Origin of the sequence: Synechococcus sp. CBW1107 (assembly GCF_015841355.1) — a bacterium.
Lineage (GTDB): Bacteria > Cyanobacteriota > Cyanobacteriia > PCC-6307 > Cyanobiaceae > Regnicoccus_A.
On record NZ_CP064908.1, the window covers coordinates 3,024,438 to 3,040,754 of the forward strand.

15 protein-coding genes and 2 pseudogenes are annotated in these 16,317 nt (G+C 56.4%); 13 read left to right on the forward strand and 4 right to left on the reverse strand.

The annotated features are described in order from the left end of the window. Nucleotides 1–1,040 precede the first annotated feature (1,040 nt). From I1E95_RS15765 to I1E95_RS15790, 7 genes are all read left to right on the forward strand, one after another. On the forward strand, nt 1,041–1,436 hold the full coding sequence (locus I1E95_RS15765) for a hypothetical protein (protein ID WP_231594699.1): 396 nt from the start codon (nt 1,041–1,043) through the stop codon (nt 1,434–1,436). Next, nucleotides 1,429–2,412, forward strand: coding sequence for a sulfotransferase (locus I1E95_RS15770; RefSeq protein ID WP_197163863.1), 984 nt, complete (start codon nt 1,429–1,431; stop codon nt 2,410–2,412). The genes I1E95_RS15765 and I1E95_RS15770 overlap by 8 nt, the downstream gene beginning before the upstream one ends. A 4-nt stretch (nt 2,413–2,416) precedes the next feature. Further along, the gene (locus I1E95_RS15775; protein ID WP_231594698.1) at nt 2,417–3,481 is read left to right on the forward strand and encodes a hypothetical protein; all 1,065 of its coding nucleotides are present in this window, start codon (nt 2,417–2,419) and stop codon (nt 3,479–3,481) included. A gap of 490 nt (nt 3,482–3,971) precedes the next feature. Next, on the forward strand, nt 3,972–4,220 hold the full coding sequence (locus I1E95_RS15780) for a helix-turn-helix domain-containing protein (RefSeq protein ID WP_231594697.1): 249 nt from the start codon (nt 3,972–3,974) through the stop codon (nt 4,218–4,220). Then, on the forward strand, nt 4,204–4,713 hold the full coding sequence (locus I1E95_RS17025) for a transposase (protein WP_231594670.1): 510 nt from the start codon (nt 4,204–4,206) through the stop codon (nt 4,711–4,713). Before I1E95_RS15780 ends, I1E95_RS17025 begins: the two co-directional genes overlap by 17 nt. Continuing rightward, a complete protein-coding gene (locus I1E95_RS15785; RefSeq protein WP_231594669.1) occupies nt 4,710–5,768 on the forward strand; it encodes an IS3 family transposase in 1,059 nt (352 codons plus the stop codon). Before I1E95_RS17025 ends, I1E95_RS15785 begins: the two co-directional genes overlap by 4 nt. A gap of 222 nt (nt 5,769–5,990) precedes the next feature. Beyond that, entirely contained in the window at nt 5,991–6,287 is a 297-nt protein-coding gene (locus tag I1E95_RS15790; RefSeq protein ID WP_197163879.1) for a hypothetical protein, read from the forward strand. A 165-nt stretch (nt 6,288–6,452) separates the two neighbouring features. Here I1E95_RS15790 and I1E95_RS15795 read toward each other — a convergent pair whose 3' ends face one another. Both I1E95_RS15795 and I1E95_RS17030 read right to left on the reverse strand, forming a co-directional pair. Continuing rightward, a complete protein-coding gene (locus I1E95_RS15795) occupies nt 6,453–7,427 on the reverse strand; it encodes an IS3 family transposase (protein WP_370594598.1) in 975 nt (324 codons plus the stop codon). Further along, on the reverse strand, nt 7,327–7,623 hold the full coding sequence (locus I1E95_RS17030) for a transposase (RefSeq protein WP_231594700.1): 297 nt from the start codon (nt 7,621–7,623) through the stop codon (nt 7,327–7,329). The genes I1E95_RS15795 and I1E95_RS17030 overlap by 101 nt, the downstream gene beginning before the upstream one ends. 75 nt (nt 7,624–7,698) lie before the next feature. On the opposite strand from I1E95_RS17030, the gene istA reads away from it, so the two are divergent. From istA to I1E95_RS15810, 3 genes are all read left to right on the forward strand, one after another. Further along, entirely contained in the window at nt 7,699–9,051 is a 1,353-nt protein-coding gene (istA, locus tag I1E95_RS15800; protein WP_197163515.1) for an IS21 family transposase, read from the forward strand. Further along, nucleotides 9,048–9,914 carry an IS21-like element helper ATPase IstB gene (istB, locus tag I1E95_RS15805; protein WP_197163513.1) on the forward strand — a complete coding sequence of 289 codons (867 nt, stop codon included), beginning with the start codon at nt 9,048–9,050 and terminating at the stop codon, nt 9,912–9,914. Before istA ends, istB begins: the two co-directional genes overlap by 4 nt. Nucleotides 9,915–10,265: 351 nt before the next feature. Further along, nucleotides 10,266–11,105, forward strand: a complete 840-nt coding sequence (locus tag I1E95_RS15810; protein ID WP_231594701.1) for a DDE-type integrase/transposase/recombinase — start codon at nt 10,266–10,268, stop codon at nt 11,103–11,105. A gap of 766 nt (nt 11,106–11,871) precedes the next feature. On the opposite strand, the gene I1E95_RS15815 is transcribed toward I1E95_RS15810, so the two are convergent. Continuing rightward, on the reverse strand, nt 11,872–12,441 hold the full coding sequence (locus tag I1E95_RS15815; RefSeq protein WP_197163881.1) for a transposase: 570 nt from the start codon (nt 12,439–12,441) through the stop codon (nt 11,872–11,874). Nucleotides 12,442–12,498: 57 nt separating this feature from the next. Here I1E95_RS15815 and I1E95_RS15820 point away from each other — a divergent pair, with 57 nt between their 5' ends. Then, nucleotides 12,499–13,755, forward strand: a complete 1,257-nt coding sequence (locus I1E95_RS15820) for an IS256 family transposase (RefSeq protein WP_197161565.1) — start codon at nt 12,499–12,501, stop codon at nt 13,753–13,755. A 189-nt stretch (nt 13,756–13,944) separates the two neighbouring features. On the opposite strand, the pseudogene I1E95_RS15825 reads toward I1E95_RS15820, so the two are convergent. Further along, nucleotides 13,945–14,736: pseudogene (locus I1E95_RS15825) on the reverse strand (IS256 family transposase); the annotation flags it as partial. 300 nt (nt 14,737–15,036) lie between these two features. On the opposite strand from I1E95_RS15825, the gene I1E95_RS15830 reads away from it, so the two are divergent. Both I1E95_RS15830 and I1E95_RS15835 read left to right on the forward strand, forming a co-directional pair. Further along, on the forward strand, nt 15,037–15,333 hold the full coding sequence (locus tag I1E95_RS15830; protein ID WP_197163885.1) for a hypothetical protein: 297 nt from the start codon (nt 15,037–15,039) through the stop codon (nt 15,331–15,333). Between the two features lie 470 nt (nt 15,334–15,803). Continuing rightward, a pseudogene (locus I1E95_RS15835) lies at nt 15,804–16,202 on the forward strand (transposase); the annotation flags it as partial. Nucleotides 16,203–16,317 lie beyond the last annotated feature (115 nt).

Below are 16,317 nucleotides of genomic sequence, written 5' to 3' on the forward strand. Positions count from 1 at the left end.
TTTCCACTGCTCGATTTCCATTCCCAAAAGTCTGTGCGAAGCTCGCCGTTCCACTTGTTTGATTGTCAGCACGAATGGTGAGCCCCCACCAATCCTGGTTTATTCTTAATCTTTGATCAACAGTTTCTATGTTTACTCTTTTTCTGCCCGGCAGTTTTCGCCGAAGTTCCGATTATGTCTGGTTGAGTCAATGTTTGGCACATAATAGTGACTTTTACACTGTTGATTATCCGGTCTCTACTACTGTCGCCAAACTAAATTCTGAGTTTTATAGTTCAGATTGTATGCTCCAGGTCCGTCGAGAGTTAATTTATGGTAGCCAATCAATATCGGATTCGAGACTTTCGATTGCCTATGAGGACTCAGTCATGGGATCTTTTCTAGAACAAGTTAGGAAACGTCATGGTAATTCAATTTCTGATCATGAGATCCTTTCTCACACACTAGTTGTTGGTCATAGTCAAGGAGCAGGGCACGCCGCAGTTATGGCTATAGATCACAGTCTCAACGGCGTGCTGCTCATTTCAGGACCAGCTGATTCATACCAGCATGTTCCTTCTTCCTGGACTGGGATCAGGGCAAGAACTTCCAGAAGTCATGTTAAGATGTTTATCCATGCTGAAGATCGACATTCGAGAATGTGTCTATACCATTCAACCCTCCTTGGATTAAGCAATATTAGTGTGCTCACGGAGTCATCTAAGTTAGAAGATGTCATATCCAGTCAAGTTGTCATTGACACAAGGCCCTTGCCTCCCTTAAAGTCACATGATTGCTTGACGTTCGATTCAGAAAAGCTTGATGACTTCAACAAGTTATATTTATCTAACGTTATCACCAAGCACAAGTCGCTATCTAGCGAGTCCCTAACAAGCACCCTCTTAAGTTCGTTAAATTAATCCGACTTAACAATGAAGAATTCCTCGCTTTTTAATTTTCTAACAACTAAAACAGTTGACGACTCATCTCATGAAGCTCATAAAAGTGAAACTACGCAGTACCAGACCGCTAATTCCTTCGACTCTTGTCTTGAGGTATTGATGGAGCGAGCTAATCTTGACAGCACTGTTGCTGGTCGAGAAAACAGTATAGAATACAATACACTGACTCAGATTGTTTCAGTTTCCCGAAAAGATGCCGATCAATCTTACGTTGATGTTTCGGATGACGAAGATGCTGAACATCAGCTTGATCCTCAGCCATCAAGTTCTGAGCTTGTAGCGGAGCCCTTCAGTGAGATGGAGTCTGAAAATGCTCATGTAGCGTTATTTAAATTCTTATTTGACCCAATTGATCCTTCTTTTCATAATGATGAGTCATCTGATTTGATTCTTTCTACTGAACTCATTAATGATCTTCAGAATCTGAAGGACCGAATGCAGCATCGTTACAACGTTCTTAAGAGAAACCTTTTTAATATTCAATCTCATGAGTGAGCCTATCTTCTTATTGAGTCCCCCTCGTTCCTTTTCTTCAGTTGTTTCGTCTATAATTGGACAGCATCCCCAGCTTTATTGCTTTCCGGAGTTGCATCTGTTATGGCGCGATGATATAGAGCATGTTCTTTCAAGTAAATCTAATATTACTCAATCTCGTTTTGCTCCTAGTGGACTGCTACGAGCAATTGCACAGATTCATGAACAGGTTCAGAATAGTGCTTCCTGCAGTCGTGCATGGATGTGGCTTGCCAATCATAGATCTCTATCTACTAAGGAATTGTTTGATTATTTGTGTGCGGCTCATGAACCCAAGCTATGTATTGAGAAATCGCCTGGAAATACTCGATCAATTGATCGAATGATAAGACTTTTCAAATTTTATCCCAAAGCCAAATTCATCCATCTTACTCGGAGTGTCGTAGGCTCTTCTAAGTCACTTAAGGAGTTTTTTGAACATCGTGATTCAAATCAAGGTGAGCGTAAGAGTCTCCGACATCCACTTGTTAAAGATAACTATGCTTTAATGTGGTATGCTACTCATAAGAGCATATTGAAGTTTCGTTCGATTATACCTCCGTCCAATTTTCTTACAGTCAAGGGTGAGTCTATCCTAACTGAGCCACATTCAGTACTTCCTCAAATCTGCGAGTGGTTAGGAGTGTCGACTGACAAGCGAAGCATCGATGAAATGCTCCATCCAGAGAATTCTCCGTATGCCTTCTTTGGACCCCGTATGGCTCCATGTGGTAATGATCCAAAGTTTATTACTAATCCTGAATTTAGACCGATGCGCAGGAAGGAATATTCATTCGAACAAGTCAGGACTTACCTAAATTCAAATGATCGCTCAAACTTTACTCGCTACTACGTGGAGAGGTCTAGTAGCGAGGAAGCTATTTCGCGTTTACAAGATTGGAATCAGTCAATACTTGAACTAGTCTTAGATATCGAAGCACAACTTGGCTACGCTTGAACGAATGAATTTGCTTTCTATTCCCCTCCCTGGAGGGGCCAGCGAGACTCAGCAAATATTGGCTGTCCATCAGTCAATCAATTCTGCCGGACTGTGGGTTCTTCTTACTACGACTTCTTCTCGCACTCTTGTCTATTGTACATCATCTTTTTCTGATGCACGCTTTGTGCTTCCGTACTACTTTGTTTATCTTGGTTCATCGCTCAATGGTGAGCTATTCTTTATAACTGACGAGCCTGAAAGTACTCAACCTTTCTTGTATGTTTTACATTTTGACCCTTCTGTGGGTATCAAAGTGACTAGCGCTAAGATTAATTGCAATTCTAGTCATTGGAATCAATTACTTAAACTCTGTAAACCTCGTGCTAACTTGCTAGGTGCGTCTACTTTGAATAGTTCTCCTTTGCTTAATGATAATGCCTTCAACGAGTCTTTCTTGTCCTCAGTTTGTGTTCCGTTTCATAGTTATCGTGATGTACTATCTATAAGGAATCTTGCATCGCCATTATCATCCTGTTATAATTGCAGTTCGGCAATAGTCAATGCTATCTCTGTTTTTCAATCTCACTATCCGTACCTGTCACCTGTTGATGCTATTGAGTTCAGTGATCATACGGTTGCACTTGTTGCCAATGATTCTTCTATCAGAACTTTGAGTTGTGGGGTTGAATCTAGACTATTTGCCTGTAAGGGCTCGGCTAAGCCTACTCTTGTTCTTGGACGTTCTCTCTTCTCCATTGATAATTCATTGTCATTTGCACCTTCTGCATCAGTCATAGTTCACCCATCATTAGGCTTGGTCTTAGCTTCTTCACAGCATTGTGACTTGTCTTCCAAATTTTCTCAGTCTAACAGGCTTTGTGTATTCAGCCTAGATTATACAACAACTTCTATGTATTGTTCATCTGAATTTGGCTCTACATTTGTATTAGTTGACAAAGTCGTGCATCGTGACCATGATCTTGTGCCGATGCTTGTGCATCATCTAGATTATTCCCAAACGCTTTTTTATTCGTCTCGGGTTGATCGTTCAGTTATTTATTTCTTAGATGACGTTCAAATTTCATAATTGTTTCACAAGCAAATTCCATTTTTATTTACGAATCGTTCATACTGTAAATTATGCTTAGACCTGCATGCCGCTACGTGTAGATTGCGTTACATCTATAGCTATGCCCCCTGTTATGTGTTGATGTGTGTCTAATTTAAAGTTTTGTGATGCTAAGCGATTCTTTGCTAAGCGGACAGCCTCTGAATTCCAAGCCTTGCCGGTAAAAAATGCAGGCTATTTTGGGATGTCGAGTGATATACGCGGTCCATTCTTTTTGCCTAGTGCATTACATGAGGCTAGATGCTTGTAAGTACTATCGACGTTAAGTCTTTAACATTCAGTTTAATACTTTACTTCGTCTCGTGCATCTTGTTGAATTCTAATTTGTTGCGCCGGCACCCCCGGGTTCAGGAAAGATGTCCCCCCTTTCATTCGTACATCCGGGGGCTTGAGGACATGACCAATGCGTCGTTACAGCGAGGCCGTCAAGGCTGATGTGAGAAGGCGGATGAGCCCGCCCCAGAGGCAGAGCGTGGCCCGGATTTCAGAAGAGATGGGCATCCACGTGATCACTCTCTACAAATGGAGGAAGGCCTGGCGGTTGCAGGGGGAAGTGGTGCCGGCATCCGAGAGGGAACCAGAAGGCTGGAGCGCTGCCGACAAGTTCACCGTGGTCCCCCTGCGTCAGGAAAGTTGTCCGCTCGGTCTGACCCATCCACCAGGGGGCCAAACCGACGACCATGAAACCGACCTATGACACCGCTGTGCGGGACCAAGTCCGCCAGCGCATGAGCCCGCCAAACCGGGAGAGCGTGGCCGAGATCGCCCGCTCTACCGGGATCACGACCCAGACCCTCTACAACTGGCGCAGCCAGTGGCAGAAGCAGGGTCAGCTCGTGCCAGCCACCACCAAGCCGCCAGAGCAGTGGAGCGCTCTCGACAAGCTGGCCGCTGTGATCCAGGCGGCCGGCCTGAGTGGCCCTGATCTCGGGGCCTTCTGCCGTGAGCGGGGCCTCTACCCCAAACAGCTTGCCCGCTGGCGGCAGGCCGCCGAGGATGCCAATGGCCCCAGCGCTCCGAGCATGGCTGATCAGCGAGAACTTCAGCGTAAGAATCAGGAGCTGATTCGCCAGAATCGCCGCTTACAACGCGAATTGGAGAAGAAGGAGAAGGCTCTCTCGGAGGCGGCAACACTGCTGATGCTCTCAAAAAAGCTCGATCAGCTGTGGCCACGGGACGAGGAACAATGATCCCGCCAGAGGATAGAAGTCAGCTGATGGAATTGTTCCGAGAAGGTCTCAAAGAAGGGGCTTCTGCCACGGCGATTGCAGATCTGATCGGTATCTGCTCACGCACGTTACGGCGCTGGGGCATTGCGTTCCAGACACATGGATTCAGCCAGGATCGCCGCAAAGGCTCTCCACGGAATGTGGCGCACCGATTCACACCAGAAGAGCGGCAGCGCTTAATTCACATCGTCAACGATCCGCGATTCGCGGACCTCACTCCCGCCCAGATCGTGGCCATCCTTGCCGAGGAGCGAATCTATGTGGGTTCAGAGTCCACGATTTACCGCATCATGCGGCAAGAGGGTCTGCTGAACCACCGTGGCAGAACCCGCCTGCCGCGTGAGCCCAGGGAGGTTCCGGTGTTGGAAGCAACGGGCATCCATCAAGTACTGGCCTGGGATATCACCCTCCTCCCCGGCCCCGTGAAGGGGCAGTTCTATTACCTCTACATGGTGATGGATGTATGGAGCCGGCGCATCCTCGGCGCAGAGGTGCATGAGCATGAATGTAGCGAGTTGGCCAGCGCATTCTTTGATCGTGTCTGCCGCGATGAAGGGATCAGCAAGGAGACTGCTGCGGTCCTGCACTCGGACAATGGCGCCCCCATGCGCTCATTCACTCTGGCGGCCAAGATGGCGGAGCTGGGGGTGTCGCTTTCGTTCTCGAGGCCACGCGTCAGCAATGACAACGCCTATGCCGAGTCGTGGTTCCGCACGATGAAATACCACCAGAGTTATCCGCTCAGGCGATTCCGGGATCTGCTTTCGGTGAAAGCCTGGGTGGATGGCTTTGTCGAGTGGTACAACGCTGAGCACCGGCACAGCGGCATCAAGTACGTGACGCCCAATCAGCGCCATTACGGCCAGGCTGACGCGATCTGCGCCATCCGCCAACAGACCTATGAGGAAGCTCGGCAGAGGCATCCTCAGCGCTGGAGCCGGCCACCCCGCAACTGGTTACAGCCACAGGTTGTGAGCATCAACCATCCGCGACCGCAGAAACCTGTGGCTGCTTGACCCTCAACAATCTAGGCCCCCGTGGCTGTCCGATGGCGCCCCTCCAAGGGCGCGATCGGCAACAGCCGCGATCAGGGGCCGGACGCCCCAACCCCGACCGAAGACAGCCATCGATGACAACAACACCCCGGCCGTGCGGCCCCTGAACCTCAACTCGCAGTACAGTCCATCTCGGTGCTCAGCTCAGCACCCCGAGCGGACAACTTCCCTGATAGGTCCCGGGTGCTCGAGACCGCTGGCCTCAACGCCACCGAGCTCAGTGCCTACTGCCGTGAGCGGGGGCTGTTTCCTGAGCAGGTGAGCCGTTGGCGGCAGGCAGCCCAGGATGCCAACGCCAAGCCGCTGCTGACGATGGCCGAGCAGAAGGAGCTCGAAAGGCTCCGAGCCCAGGACCAGCGCGAGATCAAGGCCCTCAAGAAGGAGCTGCAGCGCAAGGAGAAGGCCCTGGCGGAGGCGGCGGCATTGCTGGTGCTGCGAAAAAAGTGGGAGGCCTTCTGCTCGGAGGACGCGGAAGGCTGACGTGCGCCGCGCACCGGCGGAAGGTGATCGAGCTGATCGGCGAGGCGAATGCCGCTGGTGCCGGCCTGGTGAGTGTCTGCGGTGAGATCGGCATCTGCCTGCGTACCCTCAAACGCTGGCGGAAGGCCTTTCTGGGTGATGGGGACGGTGTGAGGTGGTTGGCTTTTACTGGACCAATACGGGCTCAGTGATCGTTAACTCTGAGCGGGATGGGTCAGTTGTTGTCTCAGTATAGACCACATAGGGAGTTCTGCCTCCCAGTGATCGGTGAGGTCTTACATGGCAGTACCTCCAGAGAAAGCGAGCGAGGCTGATCTCCGCATCCCAGCCATCCTCATAGGCCCTGATATACACCTCCTCGTACTTGACTGTTCGCCACAGGCGTTCCACCAGGATGTTGTCAAAACAGCGCTTCCGACCTGACCAGCTGATCTTGATCTTTTCCTTTCGAAGCCGCTCCACGAAGTCTGACGAGGTGAACTGACAGCCTTGGTCGGAGTGGAAGACACTGGGCTTGCGGCCACTCCCCAGGGCCATCTCCAGGGCTTCCAGGCAGAACTCCGTGTCAAGGCTGTTGGACAGCCTCCAGCTGAGCACATGACGTGAGTAAAGATCGATGATGGCCACCAGGTAGAGGAAGCCCTTCCGCAGAGGGATGTAGGTGATATCGGTTGCCCAGATCTCATCCGGTGCCTTGATCTCCTCCAGGTCCACAAGGCACGGAAATCGTTCCGCTGGATCGACGGGAATGGTCGTCCTGGATTTTGGGTAGACAGCCCGTAACCCCATGCGCCGCATGAGGAGTCGTACCCGGTCACGCCCCACCTTGATCCCGTCGGCGGCCAGGTAGTCGACCATGCGGCGGCTGCCGGAAGCAGGATCTTCCAGATACCAGGCATCAATCCTGGCCATGATTCTGAGAGTGTCGGCTCTGACCGGCGCCGGCCTGTAGTAGAGGGTGGATTTCGGGAGTCCAAGCAGCTCACACTGTCGCCGAACCGAGAGCTGTGGATGGTGCTGATCAACCAGTCTGCGTAATTCATGGACGGTCGAGCAGCTGAGACTTTTTTTTAAGCCACTCCAACTCCATCTTGAGCTTGCCGATTTCCTGAAAGAGTTCAGCCTCTCTGGCTTGTTGATCTCCTTTCTCTTTGTCCTTTCTGCCTCTGCTGAACAGATCGGCAGCGCCCTCCAGAAGTTGCTTTTTCCACTGACTCACCTGGATTGGGTGGATGGCGTGGTCAGCAGCGATCTCTTGAAGGGTCTTACGGCCGGAGATGGCCTCCATGGCCACACGGGCCTTGAACTCGGGACTGTGGGTTCTGCGCTTGCTCATCGGTGGGGAACCCCGGGTCGGTGTCAGGCGACAGCGAAAACTGGTCCGGAGGCGACACGAAAACTGGTCCACCCCGTGGAGCGAGCCAGGCAGGACGACAAGGGCAGCGCAGGGGCGCCATCTCTGGAGCCGATGGTTCTGGAGACAGCTGTGCAGACCCCTCAGGACGTGGAGGCGATGCGACGGCTATCGGCAGCAGGTTGGGGCCGGAGGCGGATTGCTAAAGAACTGGGCTGTTCACCGGAGACGGTGCGCAAGTACCTGCGGCAGGGTGGCTGGCAGCCCTACGGGAAGCCCTGCCGCAACACGGTTCTCGATGGCCAACGGGAGTGGCTGCGGCAGCGGTTTATGGCCCACCGCGGCAATGCCGATGTGGTGCGGCAGGAGCTGGCCAGTGAGAAGGGAATCGAGGTGAGCCTGCGGACAGTGGAGCGTGCCGTGGAGCCGTGGCGGCGGGAGCTGCGCAACGCGGCCCTGGCGACGGTGCGGTTTGAGACCCCGCCGGGCCGGCAACTGCAGGCAGACTTTGGCCAGTGCCTGGTGAGCATTGGCGGCGAGCGGGTGCGGGTGCACCTGGCGGTGCTCACCCTGGGGTACTCGCGCCGGCTGCTGGTGCGGGCATTCCGCAGCGAGAAGCAGGACCACTGGCTCCAGGCCCTGGAGGAGGGTTTCCGCCACTGGGGCGGGGTACCGCAGGAGGTGCTGGTGGATAACGCCCGTGCGCTGGTGAGCCAGCACGATCCCGAGCGCAACATCCTGGTTTTTGCCGAGCGGCTGGAGGAGTTCGCCCGTTACTGGGGGTTCAAGCCCCGTGCCTGTCGGCCGTACCGGGCCAGAACCAAAGGCAAGGACGAGCGTGGGGTGGCGTACGTCAAGAGGAACGCCATCGCTGGGCGGGAGTTCAGCAGCTGGGCGGAGTTTGAGGCCCATCTGGTGCGCTGGACCCGCGAGGTGGCCGACCTGCGGGTGCACGGCACCACCGGCGAGGCGCCGCTGGACCGGTTTGTGCGGGCAGAAGCCCAGGCGTTGCAGCCGCTGGAGGCCAAGCCGTCGTTCCTGGCGGAGCGGGAGCTGGTGCGGATCGTGCACAGCGACTGCTGCGTGGAGGTGGAGGCGAACTGGTACTCGGCGCCGCAGGCGCTGATCCGTCAGCGGGTGAGCGTGCTGGTGCGCGATCAACAGGTACTGATCCGCCACGGCGGCCGGATCGTCGCTGAGCACAGGCGCCAGCGGCCCGGTAGCCGCAGCCGCCAGGTGATCGACGGCCATTGGGAGGGCCTGCTGCCGCAACGGCAGCAGCGCGAGGCGGAGCGATCGCTGCGGGATGGCAACGCAAGACGTGATCAGGAGCAGCGCCCGGTCCGCAGCTCTGAACTGGCCCGGCCTCTGGCGGTTTATGCCGAGCTGATCGGGGAGGTGGCGGCATGAGTCCCACCAACCCACGCAACCGATCCACAGCGGCGATACCACCGGTACCGACCGAGGAGCTGGAGGCAATGCTCACCCGCCTACGGCTCCCAGCAATCCGCGACCGCCTCGATGCGCTGCTGGAGGAAGCGGCAAGGCGGGAGATGAACCTGCGCGAGGCCCTGGCCTGGCTGTGCGCGGCCGAGGTGGCACGCAAAGACCAGCTGCGGATGGAGATGGCGCTGCGGCTGGCGCGCTTCCCCTATGTGCGCACGCTGGAAGCGTTCGATTTCGAGGCCCAGCCGTCGATCGACCCGGCCCAGATCCGTGAGTTGGCCACCTGCCGCTGGGTGGCCAACGGCGACACCCTGCTGCTGCTCGGGCCGCCGGGTGTGGGCAAGACCCACCTGGCGGTGGCGCTGGGCCGGGAGGCGGTGCGTCTCGGTCACAGCGTCCAGTACGTCGGTGCCATGGAGCTGATCAGCGCCCTGGCCAAGGCCCAGGCGCAGCACGCCCTGGAGGGCCGGCTGACGCAGTACGCCAAAACCCGGCTGCTGATCATCGATGAGCTGGGCTACCTGCCGCTGGAGCCGAACGCTGCGTACCTGTTCTTCCAGCTGATCTCCCGCTGCTACCAGCGCGGCAGCGTGCTGATCACCTCCAACCGCCCCGTCATGGAATGGGGCGAGGTGTTTGGCGATCAGGTGGTCGCCACAGCGATCCTCGACCGGCTGCTGCACCACAGCCACGTGCTGACGATCCGGGGCGACAGCTACCGGCTCAGGGAGAAGCGGCGCAGCGGCCTGATCCGCCCGCAGGCGGGCGGTTCCTCCTCACCGGACAGCGCTGGCCTACGGCCACCACCGCCCGGTGAGAAGGCCTAAGGGGAACCCGGATCAAGCGGCACAGATGCCGCAGCCAACAACAACGACACGACACCCACCGATGAAACACCGATCCAAGGGCAGCCGTAAGGCCCCCATCAGCAAGCCATCAGGTGGACCAGTTTTCGTGTCGCCGGAGGACCAAAAGCGGATGTCGCTTGACAGTCGGGGCGGTGCCCCGCCTCAGAGGTTAACGATGGCCCTGGTCCAGAAAACCCCGACCCCCTCAGTGAGGACCGCCGTAAAGGCAGTCCTCGCCTGGTCGTTCACCGTCTGAGTGAGGAGGAGCGCCAGCGGATCCTGCTGACGTGCAACCAGCCGGAGTACACCTCGCTGCCGCCGGGTCAGATCGTGCCGGCGCTGGCGGATCAGGGCCTCTACATCGGCTCCGAGAGCAGCTTCTATCGGGTCTTGCACCAGGCAGGGCAGTGCCACCGACGTGGGCGGGCCCGGCTGCCGCAGGAACCGCGCTCCGTGCCGCGCCTCAGGGCGGATGGCCCAAACCGGGTTTGGAGCTGGGATATCAGCTTTTTGCCGACCACGGTGCGGGGTGTGTGGCTGTATCTCTATCTGGTGGTCGACGTCTGGAGTCGCAAGGTGGTGGCCTGGGATGTGGCCGAGGTGGAGTCGGCTGAGATCGCGGCGGATCTGGTGCAGCGGGCCTGTCTCAAGGAGCGCTACCGGGGGCCCAGCGGCTTTGGCCGCCGTCAGGGCCACCAGCCCCTGGTCCTCCACGCCGACAACGGCAACGCCATGCGCGGAGCCACGCTGGAATCACGCCTGGAGGAAATGGGAGTGCTCAGATCCTTCTCCAGGCCGAGAGTCTCCAATGACAACCCCTACTCGGAATCCTTGTTCCGAACGGTCAAGTACCGGCCCGACTACCCGAGCCGGCCCTTTGCCGGCAAAGACGAGGCGTGCGAGTGGGTGGCGGCCTTTGTGGATTGGTACAACCACCGGCACCACCGCAGTGGCATCAATTTCGTGACGCCCCACCAGCGCCACAGTGGAGCCGCGAAGGCAATTTGCCAACAGCGAGCCGAGGTCTACGAGAAGGCCCGTCACTCCCATCCAAGACGCTGGAGCCGAAGCACCCGCTGCTGGCGTCAATCCGAAGAAGTGTGGATCAACAAGCCACCAGAAGAAGACCCAATACCGATCCTGGCGCTACTCTTAATCCAGGCCGCCTGAGTGGCAGCGAAGGAGTGACACCTTCCCTGAAAGTCACCGCTCCAGGGCAACTCCGCAGACTCTGATTGTGCGAAGACCCTTCCGCTGGTGGACATCAGCCTTGAAGTCCTTGTACACAGGTCGCATCAATCGATCCCATCTGACACCCGTGTAGTTACAAGGTTCGGGAATTCGGGTTGTCCTCTTTTTGATAGAGGGGGGAAAGTGCCGACTTTGAAGAAGTTTCATGGTCCTCACCATAAGTTTTATTCTTAGAACTCTTTGGTCTGTCGTTAGCTTTTCTGTGATCAGACTTGCTTATGCCTTTCGGCCGTTAAATGCTGTTTCCTGAAAAGTGGTCTTTATTATTCTTAATTAATACTAGCTTTAATGTTGCAATCCAGTGCTCTTTTTTGCCTGGACTCGCACGCCTAGTGCTTGTTAAGATATGAGTCCTAAACTATCACTAGCACACCTCAAACATATCGTGCAGCTTTATGTGTTGGAATGCTGACCTTATCGTTGTCATGCAGGTCCCCGGATGGTGCCAAGTACAGCGTGCTGGGTCATTTCCAGCAGCATGCGCGTCGATTTGGTAGCGCCCCTCCGAGTGGTGTAACTCAGGAGGTCCTGTGACCCTCTCCGGAGGGTGAACAGGAGCAGTCAGGGGATGACTGCTTGGAAGCTGATTGCGCAGCTCCATTGATCCATTATGAACCCTGATCGCTGAATTGGCAACTCAGCGATCGATGTGTTCTGTGTAGATCGAGGTAGAAGCTGGTGCGCTTCAGCTGATGGTTGCAGCCGGCTGGGCGTTCGGATCTGCATCGGTGAGCTCCAAGGGCTCTTCTGGCTCTGGGATCTTGGCCATGGTGGCCTCAGAGAAGAAGCGGCGACGCTCCAGCTGCCATTCCTCCTGCTGCTCCAGCAGCTGGCTGCCCACCAGGCGCACGATCGCTGGATCATTGGGGAAGATGCCGACCACGTTGGTGCGGCGTTTGATCTCCTTGTTGAGGCGCTCGAGCGGGTTGGTGCTCCAGACCTTGCGCCAGTGCTCCTGGGGGAAGTGCAGGAAGGCCAGCACGTCGTCCCGGGCGGCTTCCATCACGGGCACGGCGCCGGGGAACTGCTTGCGCAGCATCTCGGTGACCCGCTGCCAGTGGGCGCGCACCTGATCTGGAGCCTGGATCACGAACACCGCTTTCATGGCAGCGGCCACCATGTCCTGGCCGGCCTTGGGCACATGGCTCAGCAGGTTGCGCAGAGCGGCGTCCCAGCAAGTGGTGTAACTCAGGAGGATCAGCCCCGGCGTAGCCGGGGCTGACGGCTCACCTCCCTCAGATTTCAGCTGTGGCAATGGGTGGGCCGGTCTGTGACCCTGTTCGGAGAACTACCACCAAACCGAACACAGACCATGACCCTCACCCATAGTGGCGCCTCCGAGCTGAGCCAGCTCATGGAGGGCACCACCGCTGGCGCCCTGATCCCAGAGATCGTGCGCCGGGGTTTCCAGGACCTGCTGGAAGCCGAGGTTTCTGCCCTCACGGGCGCTCAACTCCATGAGCGCTGCCCCGATCAGCGCTCCACCCATCGCAACGGCTACCGGGAGCGGCTGCTCACCACCCAGGTGGGCGACCTCAGCCTGGCCATTCCCAGGTTGCGGCAGGGCAGCTTCTTTCCCAGCTGGCTGGAGCCACGCCGCCGGGTGGACAAGGCGCTCTACGCCGTGGTGATGGAGGCCTACACCGGCGGGATCTCCACCCGCAAGGTCGACGCCCTGGTGGAGGCGCTGGGCGGGGCCAGCGGCATCTCCAAATCGGAGGTGAGCCGCATCTGCCAGGGGCTCGATGAGCAGGTGAAAGCCTTTCTGGGCCGGCCGCTTGACCATGCCCGCTTTCCCTACGTCTACCTCGACGCCACCTACCTCCACGGCCGCCTGGGCCGAAATATGCAGGTGGTGTCGCGGGCGGTGGTGGTGGCGATCGGCATCAATGCCCTCGGCTACCGCGAAGTTCTCGGCATTGCCGTGGGCGACAGCGAGGCGGAGGGCTTCTGGCGTCAGTTCCTGGGCTCACTCAAGGAGCGTGGCCTCGACGGCACCCGCCTGGTGATCTCGGATGCCCACCTGGGCCTGACGGCAGCGATCAAGCGGATGTTCCAGGGCAGTAGCTGGCAGAGGTGCCGGGTGCACTTCCTGCGCAACCTGCTGAGCCATGTGCCCAAGGCCGGCCAGGACATGGTGGCCGCTGCCATGAAAGCGGTGTTCGTGATCCAGGCTCCAGATCAGGTGCGCGCCCACTGGCAGCGGGTCACCGAGATGCTGCGCAAGCAGTTCCCCGGCGCCGTGCCCGTGATGGAAGCCGCCCGGGACGACGTGCTGGCCTTCCTGCACTTCCCCCAGGAGCACTGGCGCAAGGTCTGGAGCACCAACCCGCTCGAGCGCCTCAACAAGGAGATCAAACGCCGCACCAACGTGGTCGGCATCTTCCCCAATGATCCAGCGATCGTGCGCCTGGTGGGCAGCCAGCTGCTGGAGCAGCAGGAGGAATGGCAGCTGGAGCGTCGCCGCTTCTTCTCTGAGGCCACCATGGCCAAGATCCCAGAGCCAGAAGAGCCCTTGGAGCTCACCGATGCAGATCCGAACGCCCAGCCGGCTGCAACCATCAGCTGAAGCGCACCAGCTTCTACCTCGATCTACACAGAACACATCGATCGCTGAGTTGCCAATTCAGCGATCAGGGTTCATAATGGATCAATGGAGCTGCGCAATCAGCTTCCAAGCAGTCATCCCCTGACTGCTCCTGTTCACCCTCCGGAGAGGGTCACAGGACCTCCTGAGTTACACCACTCGGAGGGGCGCTACCTTGCGCAGGAAGTGCACCCGGCACCTCTGCCAGCTACTGCCCTGGAACATCCGCTTGATCGCTGCCGTCAGGCCCAGGTGGGCATCCGAGATCACCAGGCGGGTGCCGTCGAGGCCACGCTCCTTGAGTGAGCCCAGGAACTGACGCCAGAAGCCCTCCGCCTCGCTGTCGCCCACGGCAATGCCGAGAACTTCGCGGTAGCCGAGGGCATTGATGCCGATCGCCACCACCACCGCCCGCGACACCACCTGCATATTTCGGCCCAGGCGGCCGTGGAGGTAGGTGGCGTCGAGGTAGACGTAGGGAAAGCGGGCATGGTCAAGCGGCCGGCCCAGAAAGGCTTTCACCTGCTCATCGAGCCCCTGGCAGATGCGGCTCACCTCCGATTTGGAGATGCCGCTGGCCCCGCCCAGCGCCTCCACCAGGGCGTCGACCTTGCGGGTGGAGATCCCGCCGGTGTAGGCCTCCATCACCACGGCGTAGAGCGCCTTGTCCACCCGGCGGCGTGGCTCCAGCCAGCTGGGAAAGAAGCTGCCCTGCCGCAACCTGGGAATGGCCAGGCTGAGGTCGCCCACCTGGGTGGTGAGCAGCCGCTCCCGGTAGCCGTTGCGATGGGTGGAGCGCTGATCGGGGCAGCGCTCATGGAGTTGAGCGCCCGTGAGGGCAGAAACCTCGGCTTCCAGCAGGTCCTGGAAACCCCGGCGCACGATCTCTGGGATCAGGGCGCCAGCGGTGGTGCCCTCCATGAGCTGGCTCAGCTCGGAGGCGCCACTATGGGTGAGGGTCATGGTCTGTGTTCGGTTTGGTGGTAGTTCTCCGAACAGGGTCACAGACCGGCCCACCCATTGCCACAGCTGAAATCTGAGGGAGGTGAGCCGTCAGCCCCGGCTACGCCGGGGCTGATCCTCCTGAGTTACACCACTTGCTGGGACGCCGCTGTCGATTTGAAGATGCTGCTGCTCACAGGTCCATTCAGCCGGCCACCCTGTTCGATTCCTGAAACACTATGCAAGCGATCATGGCTTGAATAATTTATGTAATATTTACTACATATGTGAAGAGGTGTATCAACCTGTCCATCTGATGACTTGACCTTTAAGATGACGACAGGCCAAGGCCTTATGTTAATTGACTTATTATCCATGTCCTCAGATCAGCACACTTTTCAATCTGCTACTGAACCTGTTAAGTTTCCAGCTTGCCTCTCTCTTGTGGACGGCTATTTTGCCAACTGTCAGCTGGTTTACCAACACAACAAGGAAATTGGCGCCTCTCAAGAAGAGGTATTGAGCGTTCCCAGTGAGCTCTCTAAAGAGTTTCAAAAACTTTCACCGACTATTAAAAACCTTGGCAGGGCTTTCGAGCTTGGCTTGTTGCACGATTGAACTTCATTTGATTTGTATTATCTGCTCTTTTGCTTGACCCCATTCCTGAATGCGTATTGAAGTCGTAAGCCAAGGTTATACGACCTATTGACGCTGACGAGTCTCCCTTGAAGGGCCCGATTCTATGTATATAATCTTATACTTTATTCTAACTTCATGATAATAAAATATTATAATTTATTGGCTACTGAGAAATAAGGCAGTCTCTGCTGTCTTTCATAATCATCTTTGGTTGTTAAGTCACCTGGCTCTCAGACTCTTTCTGGGATTCCTAATCGCCTAATTCAGTCATTTTGAGCTGAGCCAAGCGTATTGAAAATTCCTGTCCTATCTGATGTTGGCATGGATTGACTTAGGGCCTCCTGAGAAAGGGCAGAGCAGCTGCACTGCAATGGATCTGAACAGTCTTCGACTGTAGAATGTACGCAATTCGGCTCGATATCGCCGAAAAGCAGCCCAGAGTTTTCCACATGTATCGACGCGAGCATCGTCATCAGCTCTCGTTTGAGGATTTCTTCTTGCCGTTCGGTGGCCAGCTCTCTGGGGAAAATCGCTGGATCAAGCTCGCGGAGCTCATTCCCTGGAATGAGTTGGAGGACGACTACGCGTCGCAGTTCTGCAAAGGCTTTGGGGCGCCTGCCAAGCCATTTCGAATGGCACTGGGTGCACTGATCATCAAGGCTCGCCTGGTGATCACAGACGAAGAGCTGGTCGAGCAGATCAAGGAGAATCCGTACCTTCAATTCTTCATTGGATTGGAAGCATTCCAGTTCTGCGCACCGTTCGATCCATCGATGATGGTCTATTTCCGGAAGCGCCTGCCAGAGTCAGTGATCAACGACTGCAACGAACGGATCGTTCGCCATGGGGTAGCGCCCCTCCGAGTGGTGTAACTCAGGAGGTCCTGTGACCCTCTCCGGAGGGTGAACAGGAGCAGTCAGGGGATGACTGCTTGGAAGCTGATTGCGCAGCTCCATTGATCCA

Excerpts from the sequence above, each read along its gene's own strand:
- I1E95_RS15765 (WP_231594699.1), top strand. The coding sequence starts at position 1,041 with ATGGAGCGAGCTAATCTTGACAGCACTGTTGCTGGTCGAGAAAACAGT.
- I1E95_RS15770 (WP_197163863.1), top strand. The coding sequence starts at position 1,429 with ATGAGTGAGCCTATCTTCTTATTGAGTCCCCCTCGTTCCTTTTCTTCA.
- I1E95_RS15775 (WP_231594698.1), top strand. The coding sequence starts at position 2,417 with ATGAATTTGCTTTCTATTCCCCTCCCTGGAGGGGCCAGCGAGACTCAG.
- I1E95_RS15780 (WP_231594697.1), top strand. The coding sequence starts at position 3,972 with ATGAGCCCGCCCCAGAGGCAGAGCGTGGCCCGGATTTCAGAAGAGATG.
- I1E95_RS17025 (WP_231594670.1), top strand. The coding sequence starts at position 4,204 with ATGAAACCGACCTATGACACCGCTGTGCGGGACCAAGTCCGCCAGCGC.
- I1E95_RS15785 (WP_231594669.1), top strand. The coding sequence starts at position 4,710 with ATGATCCCGCCAGAGGATAGAAGTCAGCTGATGGAATTGTTCCGAGAA.
- I1E95_RS17030 (WP_231594700.1), bottom strand. The coding sequence starts at position 7,623 with ATGAGCAAGCGCAGAACCCACAGTCCCGAGTTCAAGGCCCGTGTGGCC.
- istB (WP_197163513.1), top strand. The coding sequence starts at position 9,048 with ATGAGTCCCACCAACCCACGCAACCGATCCACAGCGGCGATACCACCG.
- I1E95_RS15820 (WP_197161565.1), top strand. The coding sequence starts at position 12,499 with ATGACCCTCACCCATAGTGGCGCCTCCGAGCTGAGCCAGCTCATGGAG.